Source organism: Streptomyces sp. NPDC023541 (assembly GCF_055559995.1).
The window spans coordinates 151,615-175,707 of sequence record NZ_JBVHJO010000004.1 but is presented as its reverse complement, the minus strand read 5'-3'; the positions used below and the strand labels follow the sequence as shown (position 1 = coordinate 175,707).

Annotated in this window: 20 protein-coding genes; 11 read left to right on the top strand and 9 right to left on the bottom strand. The window is 70.5% G+C overall.

The window, feature by feature from the left end; translation table 11 throughout:
• Window positions 1–9 precede the first annotated feature (9 nt).
• The 6 genes from ureA to ACZ3X1_RS11370 all read left to right on the top strand — a co-directional run bounded on the left by ureA (window position 10) and on the right by ACZ3X1_RS11370 (window position 7,719).
• Window positions 10–723, top strand: a complete 714-nt coding sequence (ureA, locus tag ACZ3X1_RS11395) for an urease subunit gamma (RefSeq protein ID WP_356810573.1) — start codon at window positions 10–12, stop codon at window positions 721–723.
• The gene (locus tag ACZ3X1_RS11390; protein ID WP_390076125.1) at window positions 720–2,462 is read left to right on the top strand and encodes an urease subunit alpha; all 1,743 of its coding nucleotides are present in this window, start codon (window positions 720–722) and stop codon (window positions 2,460–2,462) included. Before ureA ends, ACZ3X1_RS11390 begins: the two co-directional genes overlap by 4 nt.
• Window positions 2,463–2,492: 30 nt before the next feature.
• Entirely contained in the window at window positions 2,493–3,542 is a 1,050-nt protein-coding gene (locus tag ACZ3X1_RS11385; protein ID WP_467278820.1) for an agmatine deiminase family protein, read from the top strand.
• Between the two features lie 30 nt (window positions 3,543–3,572).
• Complete coding sequence (locus tag ACZ3X1_RS11380; protein ID WP_356810570.1) at window positions 3,573–4,196, top strand: TetR/AcrR family transcriptional regulator; 624 nt, start codon at window positions 3,573–3,575, stop codon at window positions 4,194–4,196.
• A gap of 342 nt (window positions 4,197–4,538) precedes the next feature.
• Window positions 4,539–6,167, top strand: coding sequence for a citramalate synthase (gene cimA / locus ACZ3X1_RS11375; protein WP_356810569.1), 1,629 nt, complete (start codon window positions 4,539–4,541; stop codon window positions 6,165–6,167).
• Window positions 6,168–6,375: 208 nt separating this feature from the next.
• Window positions 6,376–7,719 (top strand): hypothetical protein, encoded by a 1,344-nt coding sequence (locus ACZ3X1_RS11370; protein ID WP_467278814.1) that lies wholly within the window; start codon window positions 6,376–6,378, stop codon window positions 7,717–7,719.
• A 44-nt stretch (window positions 7,720–7,763) separates the two neighbouring features.
• Here the strand turns inward: ACZ3X1_RS11370 and ACZ3X1_RS11365 are convergent, their stop codons facing one another.
• Window positions 7,764–8,369, bottom strand: a complete 606-nt coding sequence (locus tag ACZ3X1_RS11365) for a YceI family protein (protein ID WP_467278812.1) — start codon at window positions 8,367–8,369, stop codon at window positions 7,764–7,766.
• 273 nt (window positions 8,370–8,642) lie between these two features.
• Between ACZ3X1_RS11365 and ACZ3X1_RS11360 the strand changes: the two genes are divergently transcribed.
• Window positions 8,643–10,226 (top strand): acyl-CoA carboxylase subunit beta, encoded by a 1,584-nt coding sequence (locus ACZ3X1_RS11360; protein ID WP_356810566.1) that lies wholly within the window; start codon window positions 8,643–8,645, stop codon window positions 10,224–10,226.
• 23 nt (window positions 10,227–10,249) lie between these two features.
• The gene (locus tag ACZ3X1_RS11355) at window positions 10,250–10,450 is read left to right on the top strand and encodes an acyl-CoA carboxylase subunit epsilon (protein ID WP_356810565.1); all 201 of its coding nucleotides are present in this window, start codon (window positions 10,250–10,252) and stop codon (window positions 10,448–10,450) included.
• Window positions 10,451–10,620: 170 nt separating this feature from the next.
• Here ACZ3X1_RS11355 and ACZ3X1_RS11350 read toward each other — a convergent pair whose 3' ends face one another.
• The 8 genes from ACZ3X1_RS11350 to ACZ3X1_RS11315 all read right to left on the bottom strand — a co-directional run bounded on the left by ACZ3X1_RS11350 (window position 10,621) and on the right by ACZ3X1_RS11315 (window position 20,896).
• The gene (locus tag ACZ3X1_RS11350) at window positions 10,621–11,205 is read right to left on the bottom strand and encodes a GTP-binding protein (RefSeq protein ID WP_007266770.1); all 585 of its coding nucleotides are present in this window, start codon (window positions 11,203–11,205) and stop codon (window positions 10,621–10,623) included.
• Window positions 11,186–11,728, bottom strand: a complete 543-nt coding sequence (locus ACZ3X1_RS11345; protein ID WP_356810564.1) for a DUF742 domain-containing protein — start codon at window positions 11,726–11,728, stop codon at window positions 11,186–11,188. Before ACZ3X1_RS11345 ends, ACZ3X1_RS11350 begins: the two co-directional genes overlap by 20 nt.
• Before the next feature lie 93 nt (window positions 11,729–11,821).
• The gene (locus tag ACZ3X1_RS11340) at window positions 11,822–12,235 is read right to left on the bottom strand and encodes a roadblock/LC7 domain-containing protein (protein WP_030037347.1); all 414 of its coding nucleotides are present in this window, start codon (window positions 12,233–12,235) and stop codon (window positions 11,822–11,824) included.
• Window positions 12,236–12,245: 10 nt separating this feature from the next.
• Window positions 12,246–15,437: a sensor histidine kinase gene (locus ACZ3X1_RS11335; RefSeq protein WP_356810563.1), complete on the bottom strand. Its 3,192-nt coding sequence runs from the start codon at window positions 15,435–15,437 to the stop codon at window positions 12,246–12,248.
• A 296-nt stretch (window positions 15,438–15,733) separates the two neighbouring features.
• Window positions 15,734–16,315, bottom strand: a complete 582-nt coding sequence (locus ACZ3X1_RS11330; RefSeq protein WP_046776286.1) for a GTP-binding protein — start codon at window positions 16,313–16,315, stop codon at window positions 15,734–15,736.
• On the bottom strand, window positions 16,296–16,688 hold the full coding sequence (locus ACZ3X1_RS11325; RefSeq protein ID WP_030037344.1) for a DUF742 domain-containing protein: 393 nt from the start codon (window positions 16,686–16,688) through the stop codon (window positions 16,296–16,298). The genes ACZ3X1_RS11330 and ACZ3X1_RS11325 overlap by 20 nt, the downstream gene beginning before the upstream one ends.
• 152 nt (window positions 16,689–16,840) lie before the next feature.
• A complete protein-coding gene (locus tag ACZ3X1_RS11320) occupies window positions 16,841–17,254 on the bottom strand; it encodes a roadblock/LC7 domain-containing protein (RefSeq protein ID WP_030846990.1) in 414 nt (137 codons plus the stop codon).
• A gap of 9 nt (window positions 17,255–17,263) precedes the next feature.
• Entirely contained in the window at window positions 17,264–20,896 is a 3,633-nt protein-coding gene (locus tag ACZ3X1_RS11315) for a sensor histidine kinase (protein ID WP_467278803.1), read from the bottom strand.
• 578 nt (window positions 20,897–21,474) lie between these two features.
• On the opposite strand from ACZ3X1_RS11315, the gene ACZ3X1_RS11310 reads away from it, so the two are divergent.
• The 3 genes from ACZ3X1_RS11310 (at window position 21,475) to gltX (ending at window position 24,051) form a co-directional block, all read left to right on the top strand.
• Window positions 21,475–21,660, top strand: a complete 186-nt coding sequence (locus ACZ3X1_RS11310; RefSeq protein ID WP_046776288.1) for a hypothetical protein — start codon at window positions 21,475–21,477, stop codon at window positions 21,658–21,660.
• A 95-nt stretch (window positions 21,661–21,755) separates the two neighbouring features.
• Window positions 21,756–22,544 (top strand): fumarylacetoacetate hydrolase family protein, encoded by a 789-nt coding sequence (locus ACZ3X1_RS11305; protein ID WP_356810561.1) that lies wholly within the window; start codon window positions 21,756–21,758, stop codon window positions 22,542–22,544.
• On the top strand, window positions 22,537–24,051 hold the full coding sequence (gene gltX / locus ACZ3X1_RS11300) for a glutamate--tRNA ligase (RefSeq protein WP_390076133.1): 1,515 nt from the start codon (window positions 22,537–22,539) through the stop codon (window positions 24,049–24,051). Before ACZ3X1_RS11305 ends, gltX begins: the two co-directional genes overlap by 8 nt.
• Window positions 24,052–24,093: the final 42 nt, after the last annotated feature.

Here is a 24,093-nt window from a genome sequence, read left to right as displayed (position 1 = left end):
TGGATCGGCGTGCGGCTGACCCCTACGGAGCGCGACCGGCTGCTGCTCCGCAGCGCTGCGGAACTGGCCAGGGCCCGGCGGGCTCGTGGCCTGAAACTCAACGTCCCGGAGGCCACCGCGCTGATCGCGGACACGGTCTGCGAGGCCGCGCGTGACGGCAAACGGCTCGCCGAGGCCATCGAGGAGGCCCGCAGCGTGCTCGGGCCGGACGACGTCCTGCCCGGCGTCGCCGACGTGGTCACCGAGGTGCACGTGGAGGCCGTTTTCGACGACGGATCCCGCCTCGCCGTGGTCTCGTCCCCCGTCCGGGGCGCGGTGCCGCTCGGCGACGACGCCCCTGGCGCCGTCGTCCCCGGCCCCGGCGTACCGCAGCCGGAACCGGTGCTGCACCTGCACGTGCGCAACACCGCCGACGTGCCCGTGAGCGTCACCTCGCACTTCCACTTCTTCGAGGCGAACCCGCGCCTGGACTTCGACCGCGCCGCGGCCTACGGCATGAGGCTGTGCGTGCCGGCGGGCTCGTCCGTGCGGTTCGACCCGCACGGCGAGGGCGACGTCGGCCTCGTCCCCGTCGGGGGCGACCGGATCGCGATCGGTTTCGCGGGTCTGGTCGACGGCCCGCTCGACGCCCCCGGGGCGAAGGAGGAGGCCCTGCGCCGCGCGGCGGCCTGCGGCTACCTGGGCGTACGCGGAGACGGCCGCCCGGAAGGGGCGACGGCATGAGCAGGCAGACCCCGCACACCGATCACAGTGCGCACTGCGCGCCGGGCAGCCGGCACATCGATCCGCACGAGTACGCGGCCGTGTTCGGTCCCCGGGCGGGTGACCGGGTGCGGCTGGGCGATTCCGGGCTGACGGTGCGGGTGGAGTCGGACGCGCAGAAGCCGGGGGACGAGTTCCTGGCGGGCTTCGGCAAGACGGCCCGCGACGGGCTGCACCTGAAGGGGGCCGCGGTCCGCGACACCTGCGACGTCGTGATCAGCAATGTCCTGGTCATCGACGCCGTCCTCGGTATCCGCAAGGTCTCCATCGGCATCCGCGAGGGCCGTATCCACGCGATCGGCCGGGCCGGCAACCCCGACACCCTCGACGGCGTCGACGTCGTCGTCGGCACCGGAACCTCGATCGTCTCCGGCGAGGGCCTGATCGCCACCGCCGGCGCCGTGGACACCCACGTCCACCTGCTGTCCCCGCGCATCATGGAGGCCTCCCTCGCCGCGGGGGTCACCACCGTCATCGGCCAGGAGTTCGGCCCGGTCTGGGGCGTCGGCGTCAACTCCCCCTGGGCCCTGAAGCACGCCTTCAACGCCTTCGACGCGTGGCCGGTGAACATCGGCTTCCTCGCCCGCGGTTCCTCCTCCGACGCGGCCCCGCTGGTCGAGGCCCTCGCCGAGGGCGGCGCCTCGGGCTTCAAGGTGCACGAGGACATGGGCGCGCACACCCGGGCCCTGGACACCGCGCTGCGGGTGGCCGAGGAGTACGACGTGCAGGTCGCCCTGCACTCCGACGGCCTGAACGAGTGCCTGTCGGTGGAGGACACGCTGAGGGTGCTGGAGGGCCGCACGATCCATGCCTTCCACATCGAGGGCTGCGGCGGCGGACACGTCCCGAACGTGCTGAAGATGGCGGGCGTACCGAACGTGATCGGCTCCTCGACCAATCCCACGCTGCCGTTCGGGCGGGACGCGGTCGCCGAGCACTACGGGATGATCGTCTCCGTCCACGACCTCAAGCCGGACCTGCCGGGTGATGCCGCGATGGCGCGCGACCGGATCCGGGCCGGGACGATGGGCGCCGAGGACGTCCTGCACGACCTGGGCGCGATCGGGATCACCTCCTCCGACGCCCAGGGCATGGGCCGGGCCGGGGAGACGATCCGGCGCACCTTCGCGATGGCGGCGAAGATGAAGGGCGAACTCGGCCCGCTGGAGGGCGACGGCGACGGCGACGACAACGCCCGGGTGCTGCGCTACATGGCGAAGCTGACGATCAATCCGGCGATCGCGCACGGTCTGGCGCACGAGATCGGTTCGATCGAGGTCGGCAAGCTCGCCGACATCGTGCTCTGGCGGCCGCAGTTCTTCGGCGCGAAACCGCAGCTCGTCCTGAAGTCCGGTTTCCCCGCCCACGGCGTCACCGGCGACCCCAACGCCGCCACCGACACCTGTGAACCCCTCGTCCTCGGACCGCAGTTCGGCTCGTACGGGGCCACCGCGGCCGACATCTCCGTCGCCTTCGTCTCGGCCGCCGCGGCGGCCCTGGGCAGCGACGAGATGCCGACCCGCCGGCGTCGCGTCGCCGTCCGCGGCACCCGCGGCATCGGCCCCGGCGACCTGCTCCTCAACTCCCGGGTCGGCGCGGTCGACGTGGACGCGCGCAGCGGGCTCGTCTCCCTCGACGGCGAACCCCTGCGCTCCGAAGCCGCCGCATCGGTCTCCCTCAACCGCCTGTACTTCCTGTAAGTCAGCACAGCCCGTAAGGACCTGCCTGCCATGACCACCAAGCCCGTGCACAACGGATTCCGGATGCCCGCCGAGTGGACGCCCCACGAGCGCACCTGGATGGCCTGGCCCAGCCCGAACCCGACCTTCACCAACGAGCAGGAGCTCGCCGAGGCCCGCGAGGCGTGGGGCGCCGTCGCCCGAGCGGTCCGCGGGTACGAGCCCGTGACCCTCGTCGTCTCCCCGGGCGATGCGGACAGCGCCCGCGCGATCGCCGGCGCGGGCGACGGCCACGCACTCGACGTGGTCGAGCGCGAACTCGACGACGCCTGGATGCGCGACATCGGCCCGACCTTCGTCACCAACGACACGGGCGAGCTGGCTGCGGTCGACTGGACGTTCAACGGCTGGGGCGCCCAGGAGTGGGCCCGCTGGGACCACGACTCGAAGATCGCCCGGCAGGTCTCGGACGTGCTCGGCACCCGCACGTTCAGCACCCCGCTGGTCAACGAGGGCGGGGCGGTCCACGTCGACGGCGAGGGCACCGTGCTGCTCACCGACACCGTCCAGCTGGGCAAGGGCCGCAACCCCGACTGGACCCGCGAGCAGGTCGAGGCCGAGATCCACGCCCACCTCGGGACCACCAAGGCGATCTGGCTGCCGTACGGCCTGGCCGGCGACTACGGCACCTACGGCACCCAGGGCCACGTCGACATCGTCGCGGCCTTCGCCCGCCCGGGCGTGGTCATGGTGCACACACAGCCCGACCCGTCCCACCCGGACCACGAACGCTGCAAGACCATCGCGGCGATCCTCCGCGCGTCCACCGACGCCAGGGGCCGGCAGCTGGAGGTCCTGGAGATCCCGGCGCCGACCGTGCTGGAGGAGGACGGCGAGTGGGTGGACTACTCGTACATCAACCACTACCTGTGCAACGGCGGCGTGGTGCTGTGCTCCTTCGACGACCCCCGCGACGAGGAGGCAGCGGAGATCTTCCGCGGTCTGTTCCCCGAACGGACCGTGACCCTCGTTGACGCACGTACGATTTTCGCCGGGGGTGGCGGTATCCACTGCATCACCCAGCAGCAGCCGAAGGTCTGACCTACGGCGGACCTCATGAAGGAGTGGCCCATGGCGGCGGGTGGAGTACCGGTACGGGCGGCGCGCAAGAACGCGCCCCCGCGCGAGGACGTACTCGTCGCCGCCATGGCCACGATCGCCGAGCGCGGGCTCGAAGGCCTGACCATGGCCGGCCTGGGCCGCGAGGTCGGCATGAGCAGCGGCCACCTCCTCTACTACTTCCGCAGCAAGGACGAGCTCCTGCTGCAGACCCTGGAGTGGAGCGAGGCCGAACTGGGCAGCGCGCGGCGGGCCCTGCTGGCCCGCCGCGGTCCGGTGGCCGAGCGCCTGCGGGCGTACGTGGACCTGTACGTCCCCACGCAGCCCCGCGACCCGCACTGGACGCTGTGGCTGGAGGTGTGGAACCGCTCCCAGAACGCCGGCCCCCAGGAACGCGACCGGCAGGCGGCCATCGAGGGAGCCTGGCACCGCGACCTGGTGGCGCTGCTGGCCGAGGGCATCTCCCGCGGTGAGTTCCGCCCGGTGGACGCCGAACGCGTCGCGACCCGCATCCGCGCCCTCCTCGACGGCTTCAGCATCCAGCTGGCGGTGGGCCTGCCCACGCTCGACCGGACGGCCATCCTGGCCCACGTCCGCGAGTTCCTCACCGACACCCTCAGCCCCGCCGCCGACTGAGGCGCGGCGGTCCGCCCCGGACGGACGGGCAGCGCCCGTATGGTGAGACGCCTGTCCATCCGCGGCGAACGGTGTGCCACACTGCGACCGTGCCTGCTCAGCTCATGATTATCGCCAGCAGCGCGCCGGTCCCCAGTGGCCGCTGAACCGTGGAAGAACTTCGCGGACGCGGCCACCGTGCCTCGGACCCGCGTGCAGACCTCTCGCTACCCGCGAGAGGTTTTTTCGTTTCCCGGCCCATCCCTGCCGGGACCGGACTGCGCGCGATGATGGGGGCAGTGACGGCGGCCTTCCCCATTGGCGGGTTTCCGGAACCACTCATCCGACAGGAGTCAGATCAGCATGACGACGACACCAGAGGCGGCAACTGTGCTGTCCGGGGGCCTGGACGACTGCTTCCACGTCTTCGACACCACCCTGCGCGACGGCGCCCAGCGCGAGGGCATCAACCTCACGGTCGCCGACAAGCTGACGATCGCGCGCCACCTGGACGACTTCGGAGTGGGCTTCATCGAGGGCGGCTGGCCCGGCGCCAACCCCCGCGACACCGAGTTCTTCGCCCGCGCCCGCGCGGAGATCGACTTCAAGAACGCCCAGCTGGTCGCCTTCGGCGCCACCCGCCGGGCCGGCGGCTCGGCCGACCAGGACCCGCAGGTGCGGGCCCTGCTGGAGTCCGGCGCCCCGGTCATCACGCTCGTCGCCAAGTCCCACGACCGCCACGTCGAGCTCGCCCTGCGCACCACCCTGGACGAGAACCTGGAGATGGTCCGGGACACCGTCTCCCACCTCGTGGCCAAGGGCCGCCGGGTCTTCGTCGACTGCGAGCACTTCTTCGACGGCTACCGTGCCAACGCCGAGTACGCGAAGTCCGTCGTACGCACCGCCCACGAGGCCGGCGCCGACGTCGTCATCCTCTGCGACACCAACGGCGGCATGCTGCCCGCCCAGGTGTCGGCCACCGTCGCCACCGTCCTCGCCGACACCGGCGCCCGCCTCGGCATCCACGCCCAGGACGACACCGGCTGCGCCGTCGCCAACACCCTGGCCGCCGTCGACGCCGGCGCCACCCACGTCCAGTGCACCGCGAACGGCTACGGCGAGCGCGTCGGCAACGCCAACCTGTTCCCCGTCGTCGCCGCACTGGAGATCAAGTACGGGCGCAAGGTGCTCCCCGACGGCGCGCTCGCCGAGATGACCCGGATTTCGCACGCCATCGCCGAGGTCGTCAACCTCACGCCCTCCACCCACCAGCCGTACGTCGGCGTCTCCGCCTTCGCGCACAAGGCCGGCCTGCACGCCTCGGCGATCAAGGTCGACCCGGACCTCTACCAGCACATCGACCCCGAGCGGGTCGGCAACACCATGCGGATGCTGGTCTCCGACATGGCCGGCCGCGCCTCCATCGAGCTCAAGGGCAAGGAGCTCGGCGTCGAGCTCGGCGGGGACCGCGCGCTGATCTCCCGGGTCGTGGAGCGGGTCAAGGAGCGCGAGCTCCAGGGCTACACCTACGAGGCGGCCGACGCCTCCTTCGAGCTGCTGCTGCGCGCCGAGGCGGAGGGGCGGGCCCGCAAGTACTTCCGCATCGAGTCATGGCGGGCGATCGTCGAGGACCGCCCGGACGGCACCCACGCCAACGAGGCCACGGTCAAGCTGTGGGCCAAGGGCGAGCGGATCGTCGCGACGGCCGAGGGCAACGGCCCGGTCAACGCGCTCGACCGGGCCCTGCGGGTGGCGCTGGAGCGGTTCTACCCGCAGCTCGCCAAGTTCGAGCTGGTCGACTACAAGGTCCGCATCCTGGAGGGCACGCACGGTACGGCGTCCACGACCCGCGTGCTCGTCGCCACGACGGACGGGGTCCGCGAGTGGTCGACGGTCGGAGTCGCCCCGAACGTGATCGCCGCTTCCTGGCAGGCCCTGGAGGACGCGTTCACCTACGGTCTCCTCCACGCGGGCGTGGAACCGGCCGAGTAGCCGCCGTCAGCAGGAGACCCCGGCGGGCCGGCGGGGCTCCGTCCGGGACACGGCCCTGCCCTCCGCCCCCACCTCGCCGGCCGGCAGGCCGTCGAGGTCCTCCGTGGCGAACGCCGACACGCCCGGACGCGGCGGAGCCCGAACCGGCAGAAGATGCCCTTATGTCCTGCTTACACGGGAAAGTGCCGGTTCGGGTAGCGTCATGGATATGAGGACCAGGCTGACATCCGTACGTTGGGGATCGCTGCTGTCCGGTCTGCTGCTGGCCCTGTCCGCGACGGCCCTGACGGTCGCTCCGCAGGCAGTGGCCGCCACCGGAGTCGCCGCCGTGGGAGAGGCCCTCAAGGAGGGTCCCGTGTACGTCGACCCCCGGGCCGAGGCGCAGCTGCCGAAGGCCGAGGCCGACGCACTCGCCAAGAAGATCAAGGACGCCGGAAAGCCGGTCTTCGTCGCCGTGCTTCCGGCCACCGCCGAGTTCCCGCAGGACAAGGTGCTCGCCGCGGTCCGTGCGGAGACCGGCGTCACCGGGCTCTACGCCATCCGGCTCGGCGACGGCTTCAACGCCGGCGCCGACCGGGCGGTCATGCCGGCCAATGCCGTACGCAACCTCACCGAGGCGGTCAAGACCGGCGCCACGGTCGACGCGAGCACCCAGCTCAACAACTTCGTGGACCAGGCGCTGCCCCGGACCAGGGGCAGTGCCCCCGCCTCCTGGGGCACCACCGGCGCCGACGACGGCGTCCCGGTCGGCGGGCTGATCACCCTCGGTGCCGTGGCCGTGATCGGCGGCGGCGGGGCGTACGCGCTGGTCCGCCGGAACCGCCAGAAGAAGGAAGAGGCCCGGCGCGAGGCCGTCGAGCGGCTCGGCGTGGTCGTCGACGAGGACATCACGGCTTTCGGCGAGGAACTGGAGCGCCTGGACTTCCACCCCGGCGAGCCCGGCGCCGACGACGCGATGCGCGAGGACTACGAGCGCGGGCTCGACTCGTACGAGAAGGCCAAGCAGATCATGGCCTCCGTGCGGTACCCGGAAGAGGTCACCGGGGTGACCCGGGCCCTGGAGGACGGCCGGTACGCCCTGGCCTGTCTGGACGCGCGCCGGCAGGGCCGGCCCGTGCCGGAGCGCCGCGCGCCCTGCTTCTTCGACCCGCGCCACGGTCCGAGTGCGCAGGACGCGAGCTGGGCCCCGGCATCGGGTGCGGCGCGTACCGTGCCCGTCTGTACGGCGGACGCCGTGCGGCTGCGCGACGGACTCGACCCGGCGGTCCGTACGGTCGACACCGAGCGCGGACCGCGGCCGTACTACGACGCCGGCCCGGCGTACGGTCCCTGGGCCGGCGGCTACTTCGGCGGCGGCATCCTGCCCGGCCTCCTCATGGGCACGATGCTCGGTTCGATGATGTCGACCCCCGCCTACGCCGCGGACTACGGCGGCGGCTACGACGGCGGGGACGTCTCCGGGGCCGACTTCAACCCGTCCGACTTCGGCGGCGGGGACTTCGGCGGCGGAGGGGGATTCGACGGCGGTGGTTTCGACGGGGGCGGCTTCTAGGCGGTGTTCTCGAGCGGGCCGCCCCCGGGTCGCCGTGCGGCCGGTCAGGCCTGCTTGATGGCGGAGATGTCGAAGGTCAGCTTCACCTTGTCGCTGACCACGACGCCGCCGGTCTCCAGGGCCGCGTTCCAGGTCAGGCCCCAGTCCGAGCGAAGGATGTCGGCGCTGCCCTCGAAGCCGACGCGCTGGTTGCCGTACGGGTCGGTGGCGGAGCCGTTGAACTCCAGGTCGATGGAGAGCGGCCGGGTGACGTCCTTGATGGTGAGGTTGCCGGTGATCCGGTAGGTGTCCCCGCCGAGGAACGCGGCCTCGGTGGAGCGGAAGGTCATCAGCGGGAAGGCCTCGGCGTCGAAGAAGTCGCCGCTGCGCAGGTGGCCGTCGCGGTCGGCGATGCCGGTGTCCACGGAGGCGATCTTCACGTCGATCGAGGCCGTGGAGCGGGCCGGGTCGGCACCGTCCAGGTGCAGGGTGCCCTCGTGCTCCTCGAAGGCGCCGCGGACGTTGGTGACCATGGCGTGGCGGACGGTGAAGCCGATGCGGCTGTGGGCGGCGTCGATGACGTAGTCGCCCGTGAGCGCGGCGAGAGCCGGGTCCACGTCCAGGGTGGCGACGGCGGTGCTCTCCTGGGTGCGGCGGTTGAAGAGGCCCATGACTTACTCCTTGGTGGTGGGGCTGTGTGGGGCGCCGTAGTTGTTGAACGTTCAACGACCTCGACGCCACAGACACTAGAGCCATTCTGTTCAAATTTCAACCACTGGGGGTCGAGCCTGCGGTTTCTGTGAAGGTCCTACAACCGGAGATGGCCCCATCTGGCGGAGTCCTTACTTCCACTGGTGGTTCTGTGCGGGCCGGACAGCGGAAGACTCCCGAGACTGTGCGGAATGAACGGAGGTTTTTCATCACGATCTTCGTAAGGTCGGTACATGACCGTTGTGGACCAGATCCCGAGCGAGCCGACGGACGCCCGTGGGCGCGTGGCCGAGCTGCACTCCCTGCGCGAGCAGGCGCGGCGTGGACCGAGTGACCGTGCGACCGAGGCCCAGCACGCGAAGGGCAAGCTGACGGCGCGCGAGCGCATCGCACTGCTCCTCGACGAGGGTTCCTTCAAGGAGGTCGAGCAGCTGCGCCGCCACCGTGCGACCGGCTTCGGCCTCGAAAGCAAGAAGCCGTACACCGACGGTGTCATCACCGGCTGGGGCACGGTCGAGGGCCGCACGGTCTTCGTCTACGCGCACGACTTCCGGATCTTCGGCGGCGCCTTGGGCGAGGCCCACGCCACGAAGATCCACAAGATCATGGACATGGCCATCGCGGCCGGGGCCCCGCTGGTCTCCCTCAACGACGGCGCCGGCGCCCGTATCCAGGAGGGCGTCTCCGCCCTCGCCGGCTACGGCGGCATCTTCCAGCGCAACACCAGGGCCTCGGGCGTCATCCCGCAGATCTCCGTGATGCTCGGCCCGTGCGCCGGCGGAGCCGCGTACTCCCCGGCCCTCACGGACTTCGTCTTCATGGTCCGAGACACTTCGCAGATGTTCATCACCGGCCCGGACGTGGTCCGTGCGGTGACCGGCGAGGAGATCACCCAGAACGGCCTCGGCGGCGCCGACGTGCACGCCGAGACCTCGGGTGTCGCGCACTTCGCGTACGACGACGAGGAGACCTGCATCTCCGAGGTGCGCTACCTCATCTCGATGCTGCCCTCCAACAACCGCGAGAACCCGCCCGTCCACGAGACGAGCGACCCGGCGGACCGCCGCAGCGAGGTCCTCCTGGACCTGGTCCCCGCGGACGGCAACCGCCCGTACGACATGCACAAGGTCATCGAGGAGCTCGTCGACGACGGCGACGTCCTGGAGATCCACGAGCGATGGGCCCGCAACATCATCTGCGCCCTGGCGCGCATGGACGGCCAGGTCGTCGGCATCGTCGCCAACCAGCCCGCCCACCTCGCCGGCGTCCTCGACATCGAGGCCTCCGAGAAGTCCGCGCGCTTCGTCCAGATGTGCGACGCCTTCAACATCCCGATCATCACGCTGCTGGACGTCCCCGGCTTCCTGCCGGGCGTCGACCAGGAACACGGCGGCATCATCCGCCACGGCGCCAAGCTGCTGTACGCGTACTGCAACGCCACCGTCCCGCGGATCTCGCTGATCCTGCGCAAGGCCTACGGCGGCGCGTACATCGTCATGGACTCCCAGTCCATCGGCGCCGACCTCACCTACGCCTGGCCCACCAATGAGATCGCCGTGATGGGCGCCGAGGGCGCGGCCAACGTCATCTTCCGCAAGCAGATCGCGGACGCCGAGGACCCCGAGGCCATGCGCGTGCGCATGGTCAAGGAGTACAAGGCCGAGCTGATGCACCCGTACTACGCGGCCGAGCGCGGCCTCGTCGACGACGTCATCGACCCCGCCGAGACCCGCGAGGTGCTCGTCAGCGCCCTCTCGATGCTCCGCAACAAGCACGCCGATCTGCCGTCCCGCAAGCACGGCAACCCGCCGCAGTAACCGCGAAGGAGATCTGCCACCCCATGACCCACGCCTCTGACACCCTGCTCCGCGTCGAGAAGGGCAATGCCGAGCCCGAGGAGCTGGCCGCGATCACCGCGATCCTGCTCGCCCGCGCCGCCGCCGCGCCCGAGGAGACCCCGGCCCGCCTGCCGCGCCAGGCCGGCTGGCGCCGCCTGGAGCGCACCCCGGGCTTCCGCGCCCCGCACAGCTGGCAGGGCTGAGCCCCGTAGCTCCCGGAAGACCGGAAGGCCCCGCACCCGTCCAGGGTGCGGGGCCTTCCGCGTACTGCCGTTCGTACCGCCGCGGACAACGCCCGGACCGTACCCGCCCAAGGCGAAGGCCCCCGCGTCGTGGACACAGGGGCCTGTCCGATGCGGCCGCGGCGGCGGTCCTACCGCAGGCGCGCCATCAGGGCGTGCTCGACGAGCGTGATGAGCGCGCTCTTGGCGTCCGCGCGGTGGCGGGCGTCCGTGGTGATGATGGGGGCGTCGGGGCCGATCTGCAGGGCCTCGCGGACTTCCTCCGGCGTGTAGGGCTGGTGCCCGTCGAAGCCGTTGAGGGCGATGACGAAGGGCAGGCCGCTGTTCTCGAAGTAGTCGACGGCGGGGAAGCAGTCGGCGAGACGGCGCGTGTCGACGAGCACGACGGCGCCGATGGCGCCGCGGACCAGGTCGTCCCACATGAACCAGAAGCGGTCCTGGCCGGGGGTGCCGAAGAGGTACAGGATCAGGTCCTGGTCGAGCGTGATGCGACCGAAGTCCATGGCGACCGTGGTGGTCGTCTTGTCACCGGTGTGGGTGAGGTCGTCGATGCCCGCGCTCGCGGACGTCATGACGGCTTCGGTGCGCAGCGGGTTGATCTCGGACACGGCTCCGACGAACGTGGTCTTGCCCACGCCGAAGCCGCCCGCCACCACGATCTTCGCGGAGGTGGTGGAGCGGGGAGCCGCTCCGCCGTTAGAGCTTGCGAAGTCCACTGAGCACCCTTTCGAGCAGTGTCACGTCTGGCTGGCCACCGGCAGACTCGTCGCCGCCGGGCTGGTGAATGGCGACAAGGCCCGCCTCCGCCAGGTCGGCGACGAGGATGCGGGCGACACCAAGAGGAATGGAGAGGAGTGCCGAGATCTCCGCGACGGATTTGATCTCCTGGCACAGGCGGCAGATGCGCTGGTGCTCGGGCAACTGCCCTTGCATGCGCGCGGGATCCGCCGTGGTACTGACCAGCGCCTCGATGGCGAGCTGGTAGCGCGGCCGAGTACGGCCGCCGGTCATCGCGTACGGGCGCACCAGCGGGTTGTGGGCCTTCGGGGCCGGCTGCCGCGCGGCGCGCGGAGGCGGCTGCGGAGGCATCTGGGGCTGCTGGGGCTGGCCGTACTGCTGGTAATGGTTCTGCTCCGGCACGGGCCGGCTTGGCGCGGAGGGGAAGTTGAAGCGGTTCTGGTCGTGCCCACCCTGCGGCTGCTGCGCGCCGCCATAAGGATGTCCTCCGGGTGTTGTCACGTTTCCTCCTCCGACTCCAAGAACGCAGTACTCCCTGTGGAACCGCGCCACCGCACCCTACGGTGCGATGGCGCGAAACGCACTGCCTGTTTGCTAGTTGAGAAGGCTTCCCTGCAGTTCGGCGCGCAGGTCCGGGGTCAGGACACTGCCCGCACGATCCACCAGAAGAGCCATCTCGTAACCCACGAGGCCGATGTCGCACTCCGGGTGCGCCAACACCGCGAGGGACGATCCGTCCGAGACGGACATCAGGAACAGGAATCCCCGGTCCATCTCGACCACGGTCTGGTTGACGGCGCCACCCTCGAAGATGCGGGAGGCACCGGCGGTCAGCGAGGTCAGTCCGGAGGCCACGGCCGCCAGCTGATCGGCGCGGTCGCGCGGAAATCCGTCGGACATCGCCAGAAGAAGGCCGTCGGCGGAGACCACCACCGTGTGCGACACCCCTGGGGTGTTGTCCACGAAGTTGGTGATCAACCAGTTCAGGTTCTGTGCCGCCTGGCTCATCGGGCTCACACTAACGCTCCTGGTCATAGCTGTTACTTGACTGCTCAGTACCCGCGCTGCGTCCCTGCTGGACACCTCGCCGCAGGTTGCTCAACCTGCCGCGGACGTCCTCCGGAGCGCGGGAGACCTGGGGGCCGCCCTGCGGGGTCGTCTCCGCTGCGCCCTCGACCAGGTTGGCCTTGGGCACGCGCCGAGGGAGACCGGACGGGGTGACCCCGCCCGCCTTCGGCTCACGGAGTTTGGCGGCCTGCTGCCAGCGCTCGTCGTTGCCCGAGCGCCACGCCGTGCCACCGTCCTGGTCCTGGTCCTGCTTCGGCGCCGCGTCCTGCCGCTGACGCTGCGGCCGCTGCTCGAAGAGGGACCCGGAGGACTCCGCTTCCTGCTGTGCCGGCTGCCACTGCTGCTGGCTGCCGCGTCGCGGCAGGCCCGCTCCGGTCATGTGGTGACCGGTGTCGGCAGCGGCGCCCGGACGGTCGAAGCCTACGCGCTCCGCGGCCGGTTCGGGGACGGCCTGGGATTCCGATTCAGTCCCGTAATCCTGCTGGTAGGCAGCCGGATACGTGTTCTGTTCGGGCCACTCGGCCTGCCCCGACCGGGCGTCGTACCCGCCGTCGTAGCCCTGAGTGCTCGACTGCTGGTCCGGGTAGCCGTCTTCCGTATAGGCGTAGTCCTGCTGCGGGTACGCCTCGTACCCCTGCTCCGTGCGCTGTCCGTCGTACGAGGGTTCGTAACCCTGCTCGGACTGCTGCTCGTAGCCCTGGTACGGCTGGTAGCCGTGCTCAGGCTGAGGTTCCGGATAATCCTGGCCGCCCTGGTCGGCGTAGCCCTGCTGCTCCTGCGGGAAGCCGACCTGGGCCTCCAGCGCCGCACGGCGCTCCTCGCGGCCGAGGGAACGGACCACGGGGTCCAGGCCGGGCCCCTCACCGCCCTGCTCGTAGCGCGAGTCGTCGAAGCCGAGCTCCGCCGCCGTGCGCATCGGGGCGGCCTGCTGGGCCTTCTGCTCCGGGATGATCTGGGAGACCGTGAAGTCGTCGTCCGGGATGCCCTCGCCACCGCCACCGTGCGTGATGGCGTCGGGAAGCATGATCAGCGACGTGGTGCCGGCCGCCTCGCCCGACGGGCGCAGCTGGACGCGGATGTTGTGGCGGTCTGCCAGCCGGCCGACCACGAACAGACCCATGCGCTGCGAGATCGCGGCGTCCACGGTCGGCGGGTTGGCGAGCTTGTGGTTGATGTCCGCGAAGTCCTCGGCGGTGAGGCCGATGCCCTTGTCGTGGATCTCGACCATGACGCGGCCGTCGGGCAGACGCGTGGCGTTGACGCGCACCTTGGTCTGCGGGGAGGAGAACGTGGTGGCGTTCTCCAGCAGCTCGGCGAGCAGGTGCACGAGGTCGGTCACGGCCTGGCCGTGGATCTCGGCCTCGGAGACGCCGGAGAGCTCGATGCGCTCGTACTGCTCCACCTCGGAGGAGGCGGCGCGGAGCACGTCCACGAGGGGCACGGGCTGGTCCCAGCGGCGGCCCGGCTCCTCACCCGCGAGGATGAGGAGGTTCTCGCCGTTGCGGCGCATACGGGTGGCCAGGTGGTCCAGGCGGAAGAGGTTCTCCAGCTGGTCCGGATCGGCCTCGTTGTTCTCCAGGTCGGTGATGAGGGTCAGCTGGCCCTCGATCAGAGACTGGTTGCGCATGGATAGGTTCGTGAAGATCGCGTTGACGTTCCCTCGCAGGAGCGCCTGCTCGGCTGCCAGCCGGACCGCTTCCCGGTGGACCTGGTCGAACGCGCGCGCGACCTCGCCGATCTCGTCCTGGGAGTCGATCGGGATGGGGTGGACGCGGGTGTCGACCTTGCCCGGGTCGGTGCGCGAGAGCTGGTCGACGAGCGACGGCAGGCGCTGCTCGGCGATATCGAAGGCGGCGGCGCGCAGGCGGCTCATCGCACGGCCCATCTGGCGGGCCATCATGCCGGCCAGGATGAACGCGGCGAGCAGGGCCACGACCACGATGGCGCCGTTGGTGATGGCGTCGGTGCGGGCGTCGTCGGAGACCGCGACGGCGTCGTTGACGGCCTTCTCGAGGAGTTCCTTCTCGATCTCGTCGTAGCCGTCGAACTTCGCGGTGGCGGCGTACTGCCAGGCCGTCGGCGTGGTGCCGCCCTCGATGACCTTCTTCTTGGGCTCGCCGCTGGCGATGGCCTCGGTCATGCCGGTGAGGATCGACTTGTTGATCGGCGAGACCGGCGGGGACTTGAAGGGGGTGCCGGCCTGCTCGGCGGCGCCCTTGGCCTCGGCGAGCTTGGCGGCGCCCTCTTCGGCCTTCTTGCCCATGACCGTCTTCAGACGGGCCACGTCCTCCTCGGTACCCGCCGCGACGTACTCGCCGATGGCGATTTCCTCGAGGTAGGCGTAGGAGGAGAAGGCGACGAGCTGGGCCTTGCGGGTGTTCTCGTCGGCGCTCGGGCGCACCAGGAGGTGCGTGCCGACGGAGCGCTGGAGCGAGTTCGCCGCCTTGGCGAGCTGGATCGCGTAGACCATGCGGCCGTACGAGGTCACGTTGCCGGTGCCGAGACCGAGCTCGTTGGCGAACTGCATGAGGTAGTGCTGGACCGTTACGTAGCCCTCTTCGGTCGGGATGGGACCGAAGGAGGTGGGCGGGTTCTTCTTGGGGCTCTCGATCCCCGCCTGGTACGCGGTCTGGCGGACGTCCGTCAGCTTGGGCTCCTCCGTACGGAAGAGCTCCAGACGCCGTTCCATGCCCTGGTTCTTGGGCATGTCCTGGACGACCTTGTCGAACTTCTCCTTCGCGGCGGTGGTCGCCGCGTAGGCCTTGCTGACCTTGTCGTCCTTGGTCAGGCCGTTCAGGAGCGGCTCGGCCGTGAGGTCACGCTCGTTGAGCAGTGCCTGGCTGTATTCCGAGGCCGCCTGAACGACCCGGGCTATCTGCTCGGCGTCCTGGGCCTCGTTCCACGTGTCGATGGAGCCCTTCACCTGGAAGCCGCCCATGACCAGGCCCACGAGGGCCGGCACGAGCAGGATGGCGTTCAGGCGGGTCGGCACGCGCCAGTTGCGGGGGGAGAACCGGCTGGTGCTCCCACTCTTCACAGGCGGTTCCACGGGCACGTCGGCGGGCGACGCGGCCGCTCGCGGCGGCGGGGTGAAGTTGCCGCGCGCGGGTTCATCCGCGGGGCTTGCGTTGCTTCGCCTCACTCGACCAACAACCTCTCGGCGGTGCTACTAGCTAGTTCGTTGAATTCCAGCACGGTTGACGGCCCTGTTCCAAACAGTTGAAATCCGCCGTTCCTAGAGACTTATGCCTCACATAAATCGGACATAAAGAGCGTCCCGCTGCAAAAACCGGGGCGGTTGTGAGCGCAGCGGTACCGACCGAACGCAACCCGTTGCCAACCGGCTTCAATTCTCTGTCGAAACGTTATGAACGACAGGGGCGGGCCGTGTCATACGACACAGCCCGCCCCTCCCGTGCGGCAGTTGGAGCCGCTCCGCTACTTGAGCCGCGCCATCAGGGCGTGCTCGACGAGCGTGATGAGCGCGCTCTTGGCGTCCGCGCGGTGGCGGGCGTCCGTGGTGATGATGGGAGCGCCCGGACCGATCTGCAGCGCCTCGCGGACTTCCTCCGGCGTGTACGGCTGGTGTCCCTCGAAGCCGTTGAGCGCCACGACGAAGGGCAGGCCGCTGTTCTCGAAGTAGTCGACGGCGGGGAAGCAGTCGGCGAGACGGCGCGTGTCGACGAGCACGATCGCACCGATCGCGCCGCGGACCAGGTCGTCCCACATGAACCAGAAGCGGTCCTGGCCCGGCGTACCGAAGAGGTACAGGATCAGGTCCTGGTCCAGCGTGATGCGACCGAAGTCCATGGCGACCGTGGTGGTCGTCTTGTCACCGGTGTGCGTGAGGTCGTCGATACCGGCGGAGGCGCTGGTCATGACGGCTTCGGTGCGCAGCGGGTTGATCTCGGACACGGCTCCGACGAACGTGGTCTTGCCCACGCCGAAGCCGCCCGCCACCACGATCTTCGCGGAGGTGGTGGAGCGGGGGGCCGCTCCGCTAGATGTTCCGAAGGCCACTGAGCACCCTTTCGAGCAGCGTTACATCCGGCGTGCCGCCGGCCTCTCCATTGCCCGGCTGGTGGATGGCCACCATGCCGGCCTCCGCCAGGTCGGCGACGAGGATGCGTGCCACGCCGAGCGGCATGGAAAGCAGCGCGGAGACCTCGGCGACCGACTTGACCTCGCGGCACAGGGTGCAGATGCGCTGGTGCTCCGGGAGCAGGCCGGACAGGTGCATCGGATCGGCGGTGGTGCTGACCAGCGCCTCGATGGCGAGCTGGTAGCGGGGCCGGGTCCGGCCGCCGGTCATCGCGTAGGGACGCACCAGCGGCTGATCGCCTTCCGAGTACGAATCTCCGTACGCATCGGGATAGGCGGGGGGCGGGGTCATTGATCCTCCGGGCTGGACAGCAGTGGTCAGCGTGCCGTCTGACGGGGCGGCCGGTGGGGGGAACGGTATGACGGCCTGGCGGTGGTACTGGATTCCGGGGCGCGGGCCCCGGTCTCCCGGCCGGTAGTACCGTCCGGCCGGGAGCTGGGAAGTCAGCCGAGCAGGCTTCCCTGCAGTTCGGCGCGCAGGTCCGGGGTCAGGACACTGCCCGCGCGATCCACCAGAAGAGCCATCTCGTAGCCCACGAGGCCGATGTCGCACTCCGGGTGCGCCAGCACGGCCAGCGAGGATCCGTCCGAGACGGACATGAGGAAGAGGAATCCCCGGTCCATCTCGACCACGGTCTGGTTGACGGCGCCACCCTCGAAGATGCGGGAGGCACCGGCGGTCAGCGAGGTCAGTCCGGAGGCCACGGCCGCCAGCTGATCGGCGCGGTCGCGGGGGAACCCGTCGGACATCGCCAGAAGGAGGCCGTCGGCGGAGACCACCACCGTGTGCGACACCCCTGGGGTGTTGTCCACGAAGTTGGTGATCAACCAGTTCAGGTTCTGTGCCGCCTGGCTCATCGAACTCAACTATCGCTCCTGCTGGTAAGTGGGGTCGATGTGGTAACTGCCGGTCGTCTGGCTGTTGTTGCCAGCCTGACGGCCCTGCTGGATACCGCGTCGGAGGTTGGTCAGACGGCCGCGGACGTCGTCCGGCGCCCGCGAGACCTGCGGTCCCGCCTGCGCGTCGGCCTGCTGCTGCGCGGTGCCGGCCACGAGGTTCGCCCGCGGTACCCGGCGGGGCAGCCCCGACGTCGTGATGCCGCCGGCGGCGGGCTGGCGCACGCGCTCGGCCTGCCGCATCAGCTCGTCGTTCGGCGAGGACTTCCAGCTGACGGTCGGCATGGCACCGGTCGTCGCTGCGGCGGGCTCGGCCGCCTGCTCCTGGCCGCGCTGCGGCAGCTGCTGCTGCGGGGCCGGGGAGGACTGCTGCGGCTGCTGGGGTACGGCCGGGCCCTGCGCGGGGGGCTGCTGCCCCTCCTCGCGGAACCAGTTCGACTCCAGGGTGTCGAAGATCGGGCTGCGGGCGTCGCCGGAGTTCTGGGCCGGCGGCAGCGCCTCGGGCCGGTGGCCCTGCGGCAGCCGCGGCGCCTCGGGGCGCGCGGGCGGCACGGGTGCGTACTCGCCGCCCGGCTGCGGAGCCTGCGGCTGCATGTGCTGCGGCTGAGGCTGCTGCGGGGCCTGCGGCTGGCGGGCGAACCCGCCGACACCGGGGCCGCCGGGCCGCTGGGGCTGGTAGCCCGGGCGCTCGAACTGGCCCGTGGCGGACGGGTCGACGGGGCCCCGTACGTCCGGACGCTCGAACTGGCCGGTGGTGCTGCCCACGCCGTCGCCCTGGGGCATCGGCGCGTTGAAGTCCGGGCGCGCGAACTCGGCCGTCGAGCCGGGGCCCGAGAGCTCGTCGTGGCCCCGGGCCTGGTCCGAACCCCAGCTGGTGGCCTGCGGGCCGGGCAGCTCCGGACGGGCGCCGGCGCCACCGCGCGGCGGCAGCTGCGGTCGGGGACCGGTCGGCTGCTGCTGAGCCTGCTGAGCCTGCTGCGGCTGGGGCTGCTGAGCCTGCTGCTGCGGACGCTCGAAGCCGTTGCCCTGCGGGAACCCGGGCTGGCCGGACGCGGGACGGCCCTGCGGGCCACCGCCGAAGCCGACGCTGGGTACCGGACCGCGGTTCGGCAGCGGGCCGCCGGCGCCGAAGGCGCCCTGACCCTGGCCCGCGGTGGTCGGACCGCCCTGCTGCGGACGGGCACCGGGAGTACCGGGGCCGCCCTGGGGCCGTCCGCCCTGCGGACGCTGCTGACCGGGCGCGCCGTCGCGTCCCGGCAGGGCGGCGCGCTGGCCACCCCCCGCGACCTGACCGCGCTGCGGGCCGGTGCCCACGGAGGGACGTCCGCCCGGACCGGGCACCGAGGCCTGGGCACCGGGAGCGCCCTGGGCGCCGCCCGGACCGCCCTGACCCGGCGTCGGGCCCGGCTTCTTGCCGCCCTGGGCGACGTCCACCGGCAGCATGACGAGGGCCGTCGTACCACCCGAGTCGGAGGGGCGCAGCTGGATGCGGATGCCGTGTCGCAGGGACAGGCGGCCGACCACGAACAGACCCATGCGGCGGGAGACGGAGACGTCCACGGTGGGCGGCGACGCGAGCCGCTCGTTGATCGCGGCGAGGTCCTCCGGGGAGAGACCGATGCCGGTGTCGTGGATCTCGACGAGCACGCGGCCGTCGGGCAGCGCGTGACCGGTGACCTTGACCTTGGTCTGCGGGGAGGAGAACGAGGTGGCGTTCTCCAGCAGCTCGGCGAGGACGTGCACGAGGTCGTTGACGACACGGCCGGCGACGTCGGTGCCGGGAACCGAGGCCAGTTCGACGCGCTCGTACTGCTCCACCTCGGACGCGGCGGCGCGGAGCACGTCGACCAGCGGGACGGGGCGGGTCCACCGGCGGCCCGGCTCCTCGCCCGCGAGGACGAGGAGGTTTTCGCCGTTACGGCGCATGCGGGTCGCGAGGTGGTCGAGCTTGAAGAGGGAGGAGAGCTGGTCCGGGTCGGCCTCGCGCGACTCCAGTTCGGAGATGAGCGACAGCTGACGCTGGATGAGGCCCTGCGAGCGGCGCGAGAGGTTGGTGAACATCGCGTTGACGTTGCCTCGCAGGAGGGCCTGCTCGGCGGCGAGGCGGACCGCCTCGCGGTGCACGTCGTCGAACGCCGCGGCCACCTGGCCGATCTCGTCGCGGGTGTGCACACCGACCGACTCCACGGAGGTGTCGACGTCCTGCGGGTCGGACTCGGACAGCTGCTTGACGAGCTCGGGCAGGCGGTCCTGGGCGACGCGCGTCGCGGTGTCCTGCAGGCGGCGCAGCGAGCGGATCATGGACCGGGCCATGACGAAGGCGCCGACGAGGGAGACACCGAGGACGAGGAGGATCAGCGCACCGTTGATGATGGCGTCCTGCTGGGCCTCGCTCTTCAGCTCGCGGGCCTTCTGCTCCATCTCCTCAAGCAGGGTCAGCTCGATGACCTTCATCGCCTGGAGCTTGGTGCCGTCCGCGTCGTACCAGTCCAGCCAGGACCGGTTCTTCTCGCGGAGGAAGGCGTCCTGGCTGGTCAGCACGCGGCGTGCGTAGTGGTCGGCGCTGGAGATCTCCGAGTTGCTGTCGCCCAGACCCGCGAGGAGTTCCTCGGTGCGGCCCTGGTAGACGAGCTCGAAGGTGGTCTTCGCCTGCTGCTCGCCCTTCTGCGCGGAGAGGGCGTAGAGCCGGTCGTTCTCCTGCAGCTTGCCCTGCTTCTCGTTGGTGTCGGGAAGCGAGGCGGCGATGATCGCGCGCTGGATGGAGGCGTACTCCTTGGCGGCGGAGAACGCGGCCAGGGCACGCGTACGCTTGATCATCTCCGGGTTGGAGGTGGCCTGCGCCATGTCCTGGGAGAGCGAGAGCAGCGAGACGATCATCGCGTTGTACTCGCTGACGGTCTGCTGGGCGCCGGTGGTGTACGCCTTGTTGCGGACCGTCTCGATGTTCGCGATCTGACGGCCGATCTGCAGCACGTTGTTGCGGATCGACTTGAGGGTGTCGTCCTTCTTGCCCGTGCTGTCGACCCGGTCGGTCGCGGCGGTGAAGGCCTTGGCGGCGACATCGGTCTGCGCGCGGGCACTGTCGACCTGGCTGTTGCTCTTGCCCTGGGAGAGCGAGAGCGGACCTGCGGAGAGGTCGCGCTCCTCCTGGAGCATGGCGGCCAGGTTGGTGGCCTGTCGCGTCATCGTCGTCAGCAGCTGCATGTGCTCGAGCTGCGCGATGTCGTTGAGCGAGTCGTTGATGCGGAAGCCGCCGAGCGTGGTGGCGGCGACGACCGGCAGGGTCAGCAGCGACACGAGTCGCGTGCTGATGCGCCAGTTCTGCAAGGCGAGGCGGGATCCGGGCCCACTGGGGGCCTTCGGTATCGCCACGTCCTGCTCAGCCGACCCGGCCGCCTTCTCCTTGGACCTGCCGTCCTTGGACTTGGCCTTCAGGCTCCTCGCGCGGCCCTTCGCCTTCACCGCGGCGGAGGCGTCGGGGCCTGCGCCTTCGACAGCCGGCCCGCGGTTCTGGGCGTGCTGGGGCGAGGAGCCACGGTCGGTCCCGCCGCGCGGCTCCTGCTCCGCCGCAGCGCTGCCATCCCTCTTGAATCGTCCCTGCACTAGCGTCGCAACCTCTGGACCAGGCGTCCCGCCGGGCGACCGGCGGAACGGTGTCGAGTCGTGGGGCACTTTCGGCCCCATGGTGGTCGTCGGTGACCGGCGCGTCTCCCTTTCTCTCCGCCGCACGGCGCTGAGTCGCGCCACCTGCGCGCCGGACTGAGTCCCGCGGCGGTCCCGCGAATTCCAGCACAGTGGCGGATCTCCAACAAGGTGCGTGTGTCACCCCGGAGAGTCGGTCACGACTTGTGACCGACGCATTACGCGATGTGCGACCGCATTCGGTCGAAATCGGACTTACGTCATGTAAACAACGCGGCTGGCAAGGTGTCCCAGTCGAGATGATCAGGAGCGGAATGGCGCATTCAGTGGCGCAATGTCCGTTTCGTTGCGTCTGATTGACTGTCCATTATGGCGGAAATGTCTGGTCACGGGTGAGCAAACTCACATAGCCGTGGCCATTACTTCCTGGTTCGGCAGGGGATTCAGATGTTTAGCCTTGCCCCTTAAAGGGTTGGGCGCCAGGGCTGGTGCGGGCGCCGGCCGACATCCACAGACCGAACCGAGGACCCCGAACTCCGATGAAGACGACGACGATGTTCCGCAACATAGCCAACCCCCGCCGCACCACCCTCGCGCACCTCAAGGACGCCGAGGAGCTGCAGGCGGCACCGGCCACCCCGGAGCACGCCGTCGAGCTGCCGACGCAGACCGCCAACCCCCGGCGCACGGTCCTGATGGACGCGCCGGTCGCCGCCGCGCAGTAATCCGCCCCGCACGGAACGTCAAGCGCCGCCGCCGGCCGCGTTAGCCTGGGGAACGCAGACTCCAGCCAGCGGAAACAGAGGGGCAGACGCAACACGTGCGCATCGCCAGGTTCTCGATCGACGGCAATGTCGCGTTCGGCGCGGTCGAGGGCGACGCCGCCCCCGGCAACGAAGCGTCGCTCGTGCTCGACATCATCAAGGGCATCCCGTTCGCGGACTTCGAGCTCTCCGGTACGAAGGTCCCGCTGAGCAAGGTCCGGCTGCTGCCGCCCGTGCTCCCGAACAAGGTCGTGGCCATCGGCCGCAACTACGCGGAGCACGCGGCGGAGCTCGGCAACGAGGTCCCGGACGCCCCGATCACCTTCTTCAAGCCGTCCACCTCCGTGGTCGGCCCGGGTGACCCGATCACCTACCCCTCCTTCTCCCAGGACCTCCACCACGAGGCGGAGCTCGCCGTGGTCATCGGCCGCATGTGCCGCGAGGTCCCCAAGGAGCGCGTCAAGGACGTCATCCTCGGCTACACCTGCGCCAACGACGTCACGGCCCGTGACGTCCAGCAGCGGGAGAAGCAGTGGGCCCGGGCCAAGGGCTTCGACAGCTCCTGCCCCCTCGGCCCCTGGATCGAGACCGACCTGGACCCGGCGGACCTGACCATCCAGTGCACGGTCAACGGCCAGCAGCGCCAGCTGGGCCGCACCAGTGACATGGTGCGCTCCATCGAGGACCTCATCGTCCACATCACCGAGGCCATGACGCTGCTCCCCGGCGACGTCATCCTCACGGGGACCCCGGCCGGAGTCGGCCCCCTCAACGTCGGCGACGAGGTCGCCGTCACCATCGAAGGCATCGGCACTCTCACCAACAAGGTGATCAAGCGTGGCTAACGGACCCTCCCCCAAGCTCTCGGCTCCGCTGGAGCAGGGGGTACCCCCTCGCGTACGTTTCTGTCCCTCCCCGACCGGCAACCCCCACGTGGGCCTGGTCCGCACCGCCCTCTTCAACTGGGCGTTCGCCCGCCACCACGGCGGTACGTTCGTCTTCCGCATCGAGGACACCGACGCGGCGCGCGACTCCGAGGAGTCCTACGAGCAGCTGCTCGACTCGCTGCGGTGGCTCGGCTTCACCTGGGACGAGGGCCCCGAGGTCGGCGGCCCGCACGCCCCGTACCGCCAGTCCGAGCGCATGGACATCTACAAGGACGTCGCGCAGAAGCTCCTCGACGGCGGCTACGCCTACCACTGCTACTGCAGCACCGAGGAACTCGACGCGCGCCGCGCCGCCGCCCGTGCCGCCGGCAAGCCCTCCGGCTACGACGGCCACTGCCGCGAGCTCACCCGCGTGCAGATCGAGGCGTACCAGGGCGAGCACCGCCCCGCGATCGTCCGCTTCCGAATGCCCGACGAGCCCATCACCTTCACCGACCTGGTCCGCGGCGAGCTGACCTTCACCCCGGACAACGTGCCGGACTTCGGCATCGTCCGGGCCAACGGCGCCCCGCTCTACACCCTGGTCAACCCGGTCGACGACGCGCTGATGGAGATCACGCACGTGCTCCGCGGCGAGGACCTCCTCTCGTCGACCCCCCGCCAGATCGCCCTCTACAAGGCGCTGATCGAGCTGGGTGTCGCCAAGAGCACCCCCGCCTTCGGCCACCTGCCGTACGTGATGGGGGAGGGCAACAAGAAGCTCTCCAAGCGCGACCCCGAAGCCTCGCTCAACCTGTACCGCGAGCGCGGCTTCCTCCCCGAGGGCCTGCTGAACTACCTCTCCCTCCTCGGCTGGTCCTTCTCCAAGGACCAGGACGTCTTCTCGATCGAGGAGATGGTCCAGAGGTTCGACATCGACGGCGTGAACGCCAACCCGGCGCGCTTCGACCTGAAGAAGGCCGAGTCGATCAACGGCGACCACATCCGCCTGCTCGACCCGAAGGTCTTCGCGGACCGCTGCGCCCCGTGGCTGCAGGCCCCGCACGCCAACTGGGCGCCCGAGGACTTCGACACCGAGGCCTGGGAGCGCATCGCGCCGTACGCCCAGACCCGCGTGGGCGTCCTGTCGGAGATCACCGCCAACGTCGACTTCCTGTTCCGCAAGGAGCCCGTCGAGGACCAGGCCTCCTGGGACAAGGCGATGAAGGGCGAGCCGGCGGCCCTGCTGACCAGCGCCCGCGAGAAGCTCGCCGACGCCGACTGGTCGGACCCCGAGTCCCTCAAGCAGGCCGTCCTGGCCGCCGGCGAGGCCCACGGCCTCAAGCTCGGCAAGGCCCAGGCCCCGGTACGCGTCGCCGTCACCGGCCGCACGGTCGGCCTGCCGCTCTTCGAGTCCCTGGAGATCCTGGGCAAGGAGCGCTCGCTGGCCCGCATCGACGCCGCCCTGGCCAAGCTGGCCGGCTGACCGGCCCGCACCACCCGCACGTCCCGCAGGGGGCGGCTGCCC

What these genes read in the sequence shown, in the direction of transcription:
- ACZ3X1_RS11390 (WP_390076125.1), top strand. Translation starts at nt 720, where the DNA reads ATGAGCAGGCAGACCCCGCACACCGATCACAGTGCGCACTGCGCGCCG.
- ACZ3X1_RS11385 (WP_467278820.1), top strand. Translation starts at nt 2,493, where the DNA reads ATGACCACCAAGCCCGTGCACAACGGATTCCGGATGCCCGCCGAGTGG.
- ACZ3X1_RS11380 (WP_356810570.1), top strand. Translation starts at nt 3,573, where the DNA reads ATGGCGGCGGGTGGAGTACCGGTACGGGCGGCGCGCAAGAACGCGCCC.
- cimA (WP_356810569.1), top strand. Translation starts at nt 4,539, where the DNA reads ATGACGACGACACCAGAGGCGGCAACTGTGCTGTCCGGGGGCCTGGAC.
- ACZ3X1_RS11370 (WP_467278814.1), top strand. Translation starts at nt 6,376, where the DNA reads ATGAGGACCAGGCTGACATCCGTACGTTGGGGATCGCTGCTGTCCGGT.
- ACZ3X1_RS11365 (WP_467278812.1), bottom strand. Translation starts at nt 8,369, where the DNA reads ATGGGCCTCTTCAACCGCCGCACCCAGGAGAGCACCGCCGTCGCCACC.
- ACZ3X1_RS11360 (WP_356810566.1), top strand. Translation starts at nt 8,643, where the DNA reads ATGACCGTTGTGGACCAGATCCCGAGCGAGCCGACGGACGCCCGTGGG.
- ACZ3X1_RS11355 (WP_356810565.1), top strand. Translation starts at nt 10,250, where the DNA reads ATGACCCACGCCTCTGACACCCTGCTCCGCGTCGAGAAGGGCAATGCC.
- ACZ3X1_RS11340 (WP_030037347.1), bottom strand. Translation starts at nt 12,235, where the DNA reads ATGAGCCAGGCGGCACAGAACCTGAACTGGTTGATCACCAACTTCGTG.
- ACZ3X1_RS11325 (WP_030037344.1), bottom strand. Translation starts at nt 16,688, where the DNA reads ATGACCCCGCCCCCCGCCTATCCCGATGCGTACGGAGATTCGTACTCG.
- ACZ3X1_RS11320 (WP_030846990.1), bottom strand. Translation starts at nt 17,254, where the DNA reads ATGAGCCAGGCGGCACAGAACCTGAACTGGTTGATCACCAACTTCGTG.
- ACZ3X1_RS11310 (WP_046776288.1), top strand. Translation starts at nt 21,475, where the DNA reads ATGAAGACGACGACGATGTTCCGCAACATAGCCAACCCCCGCCGCACC.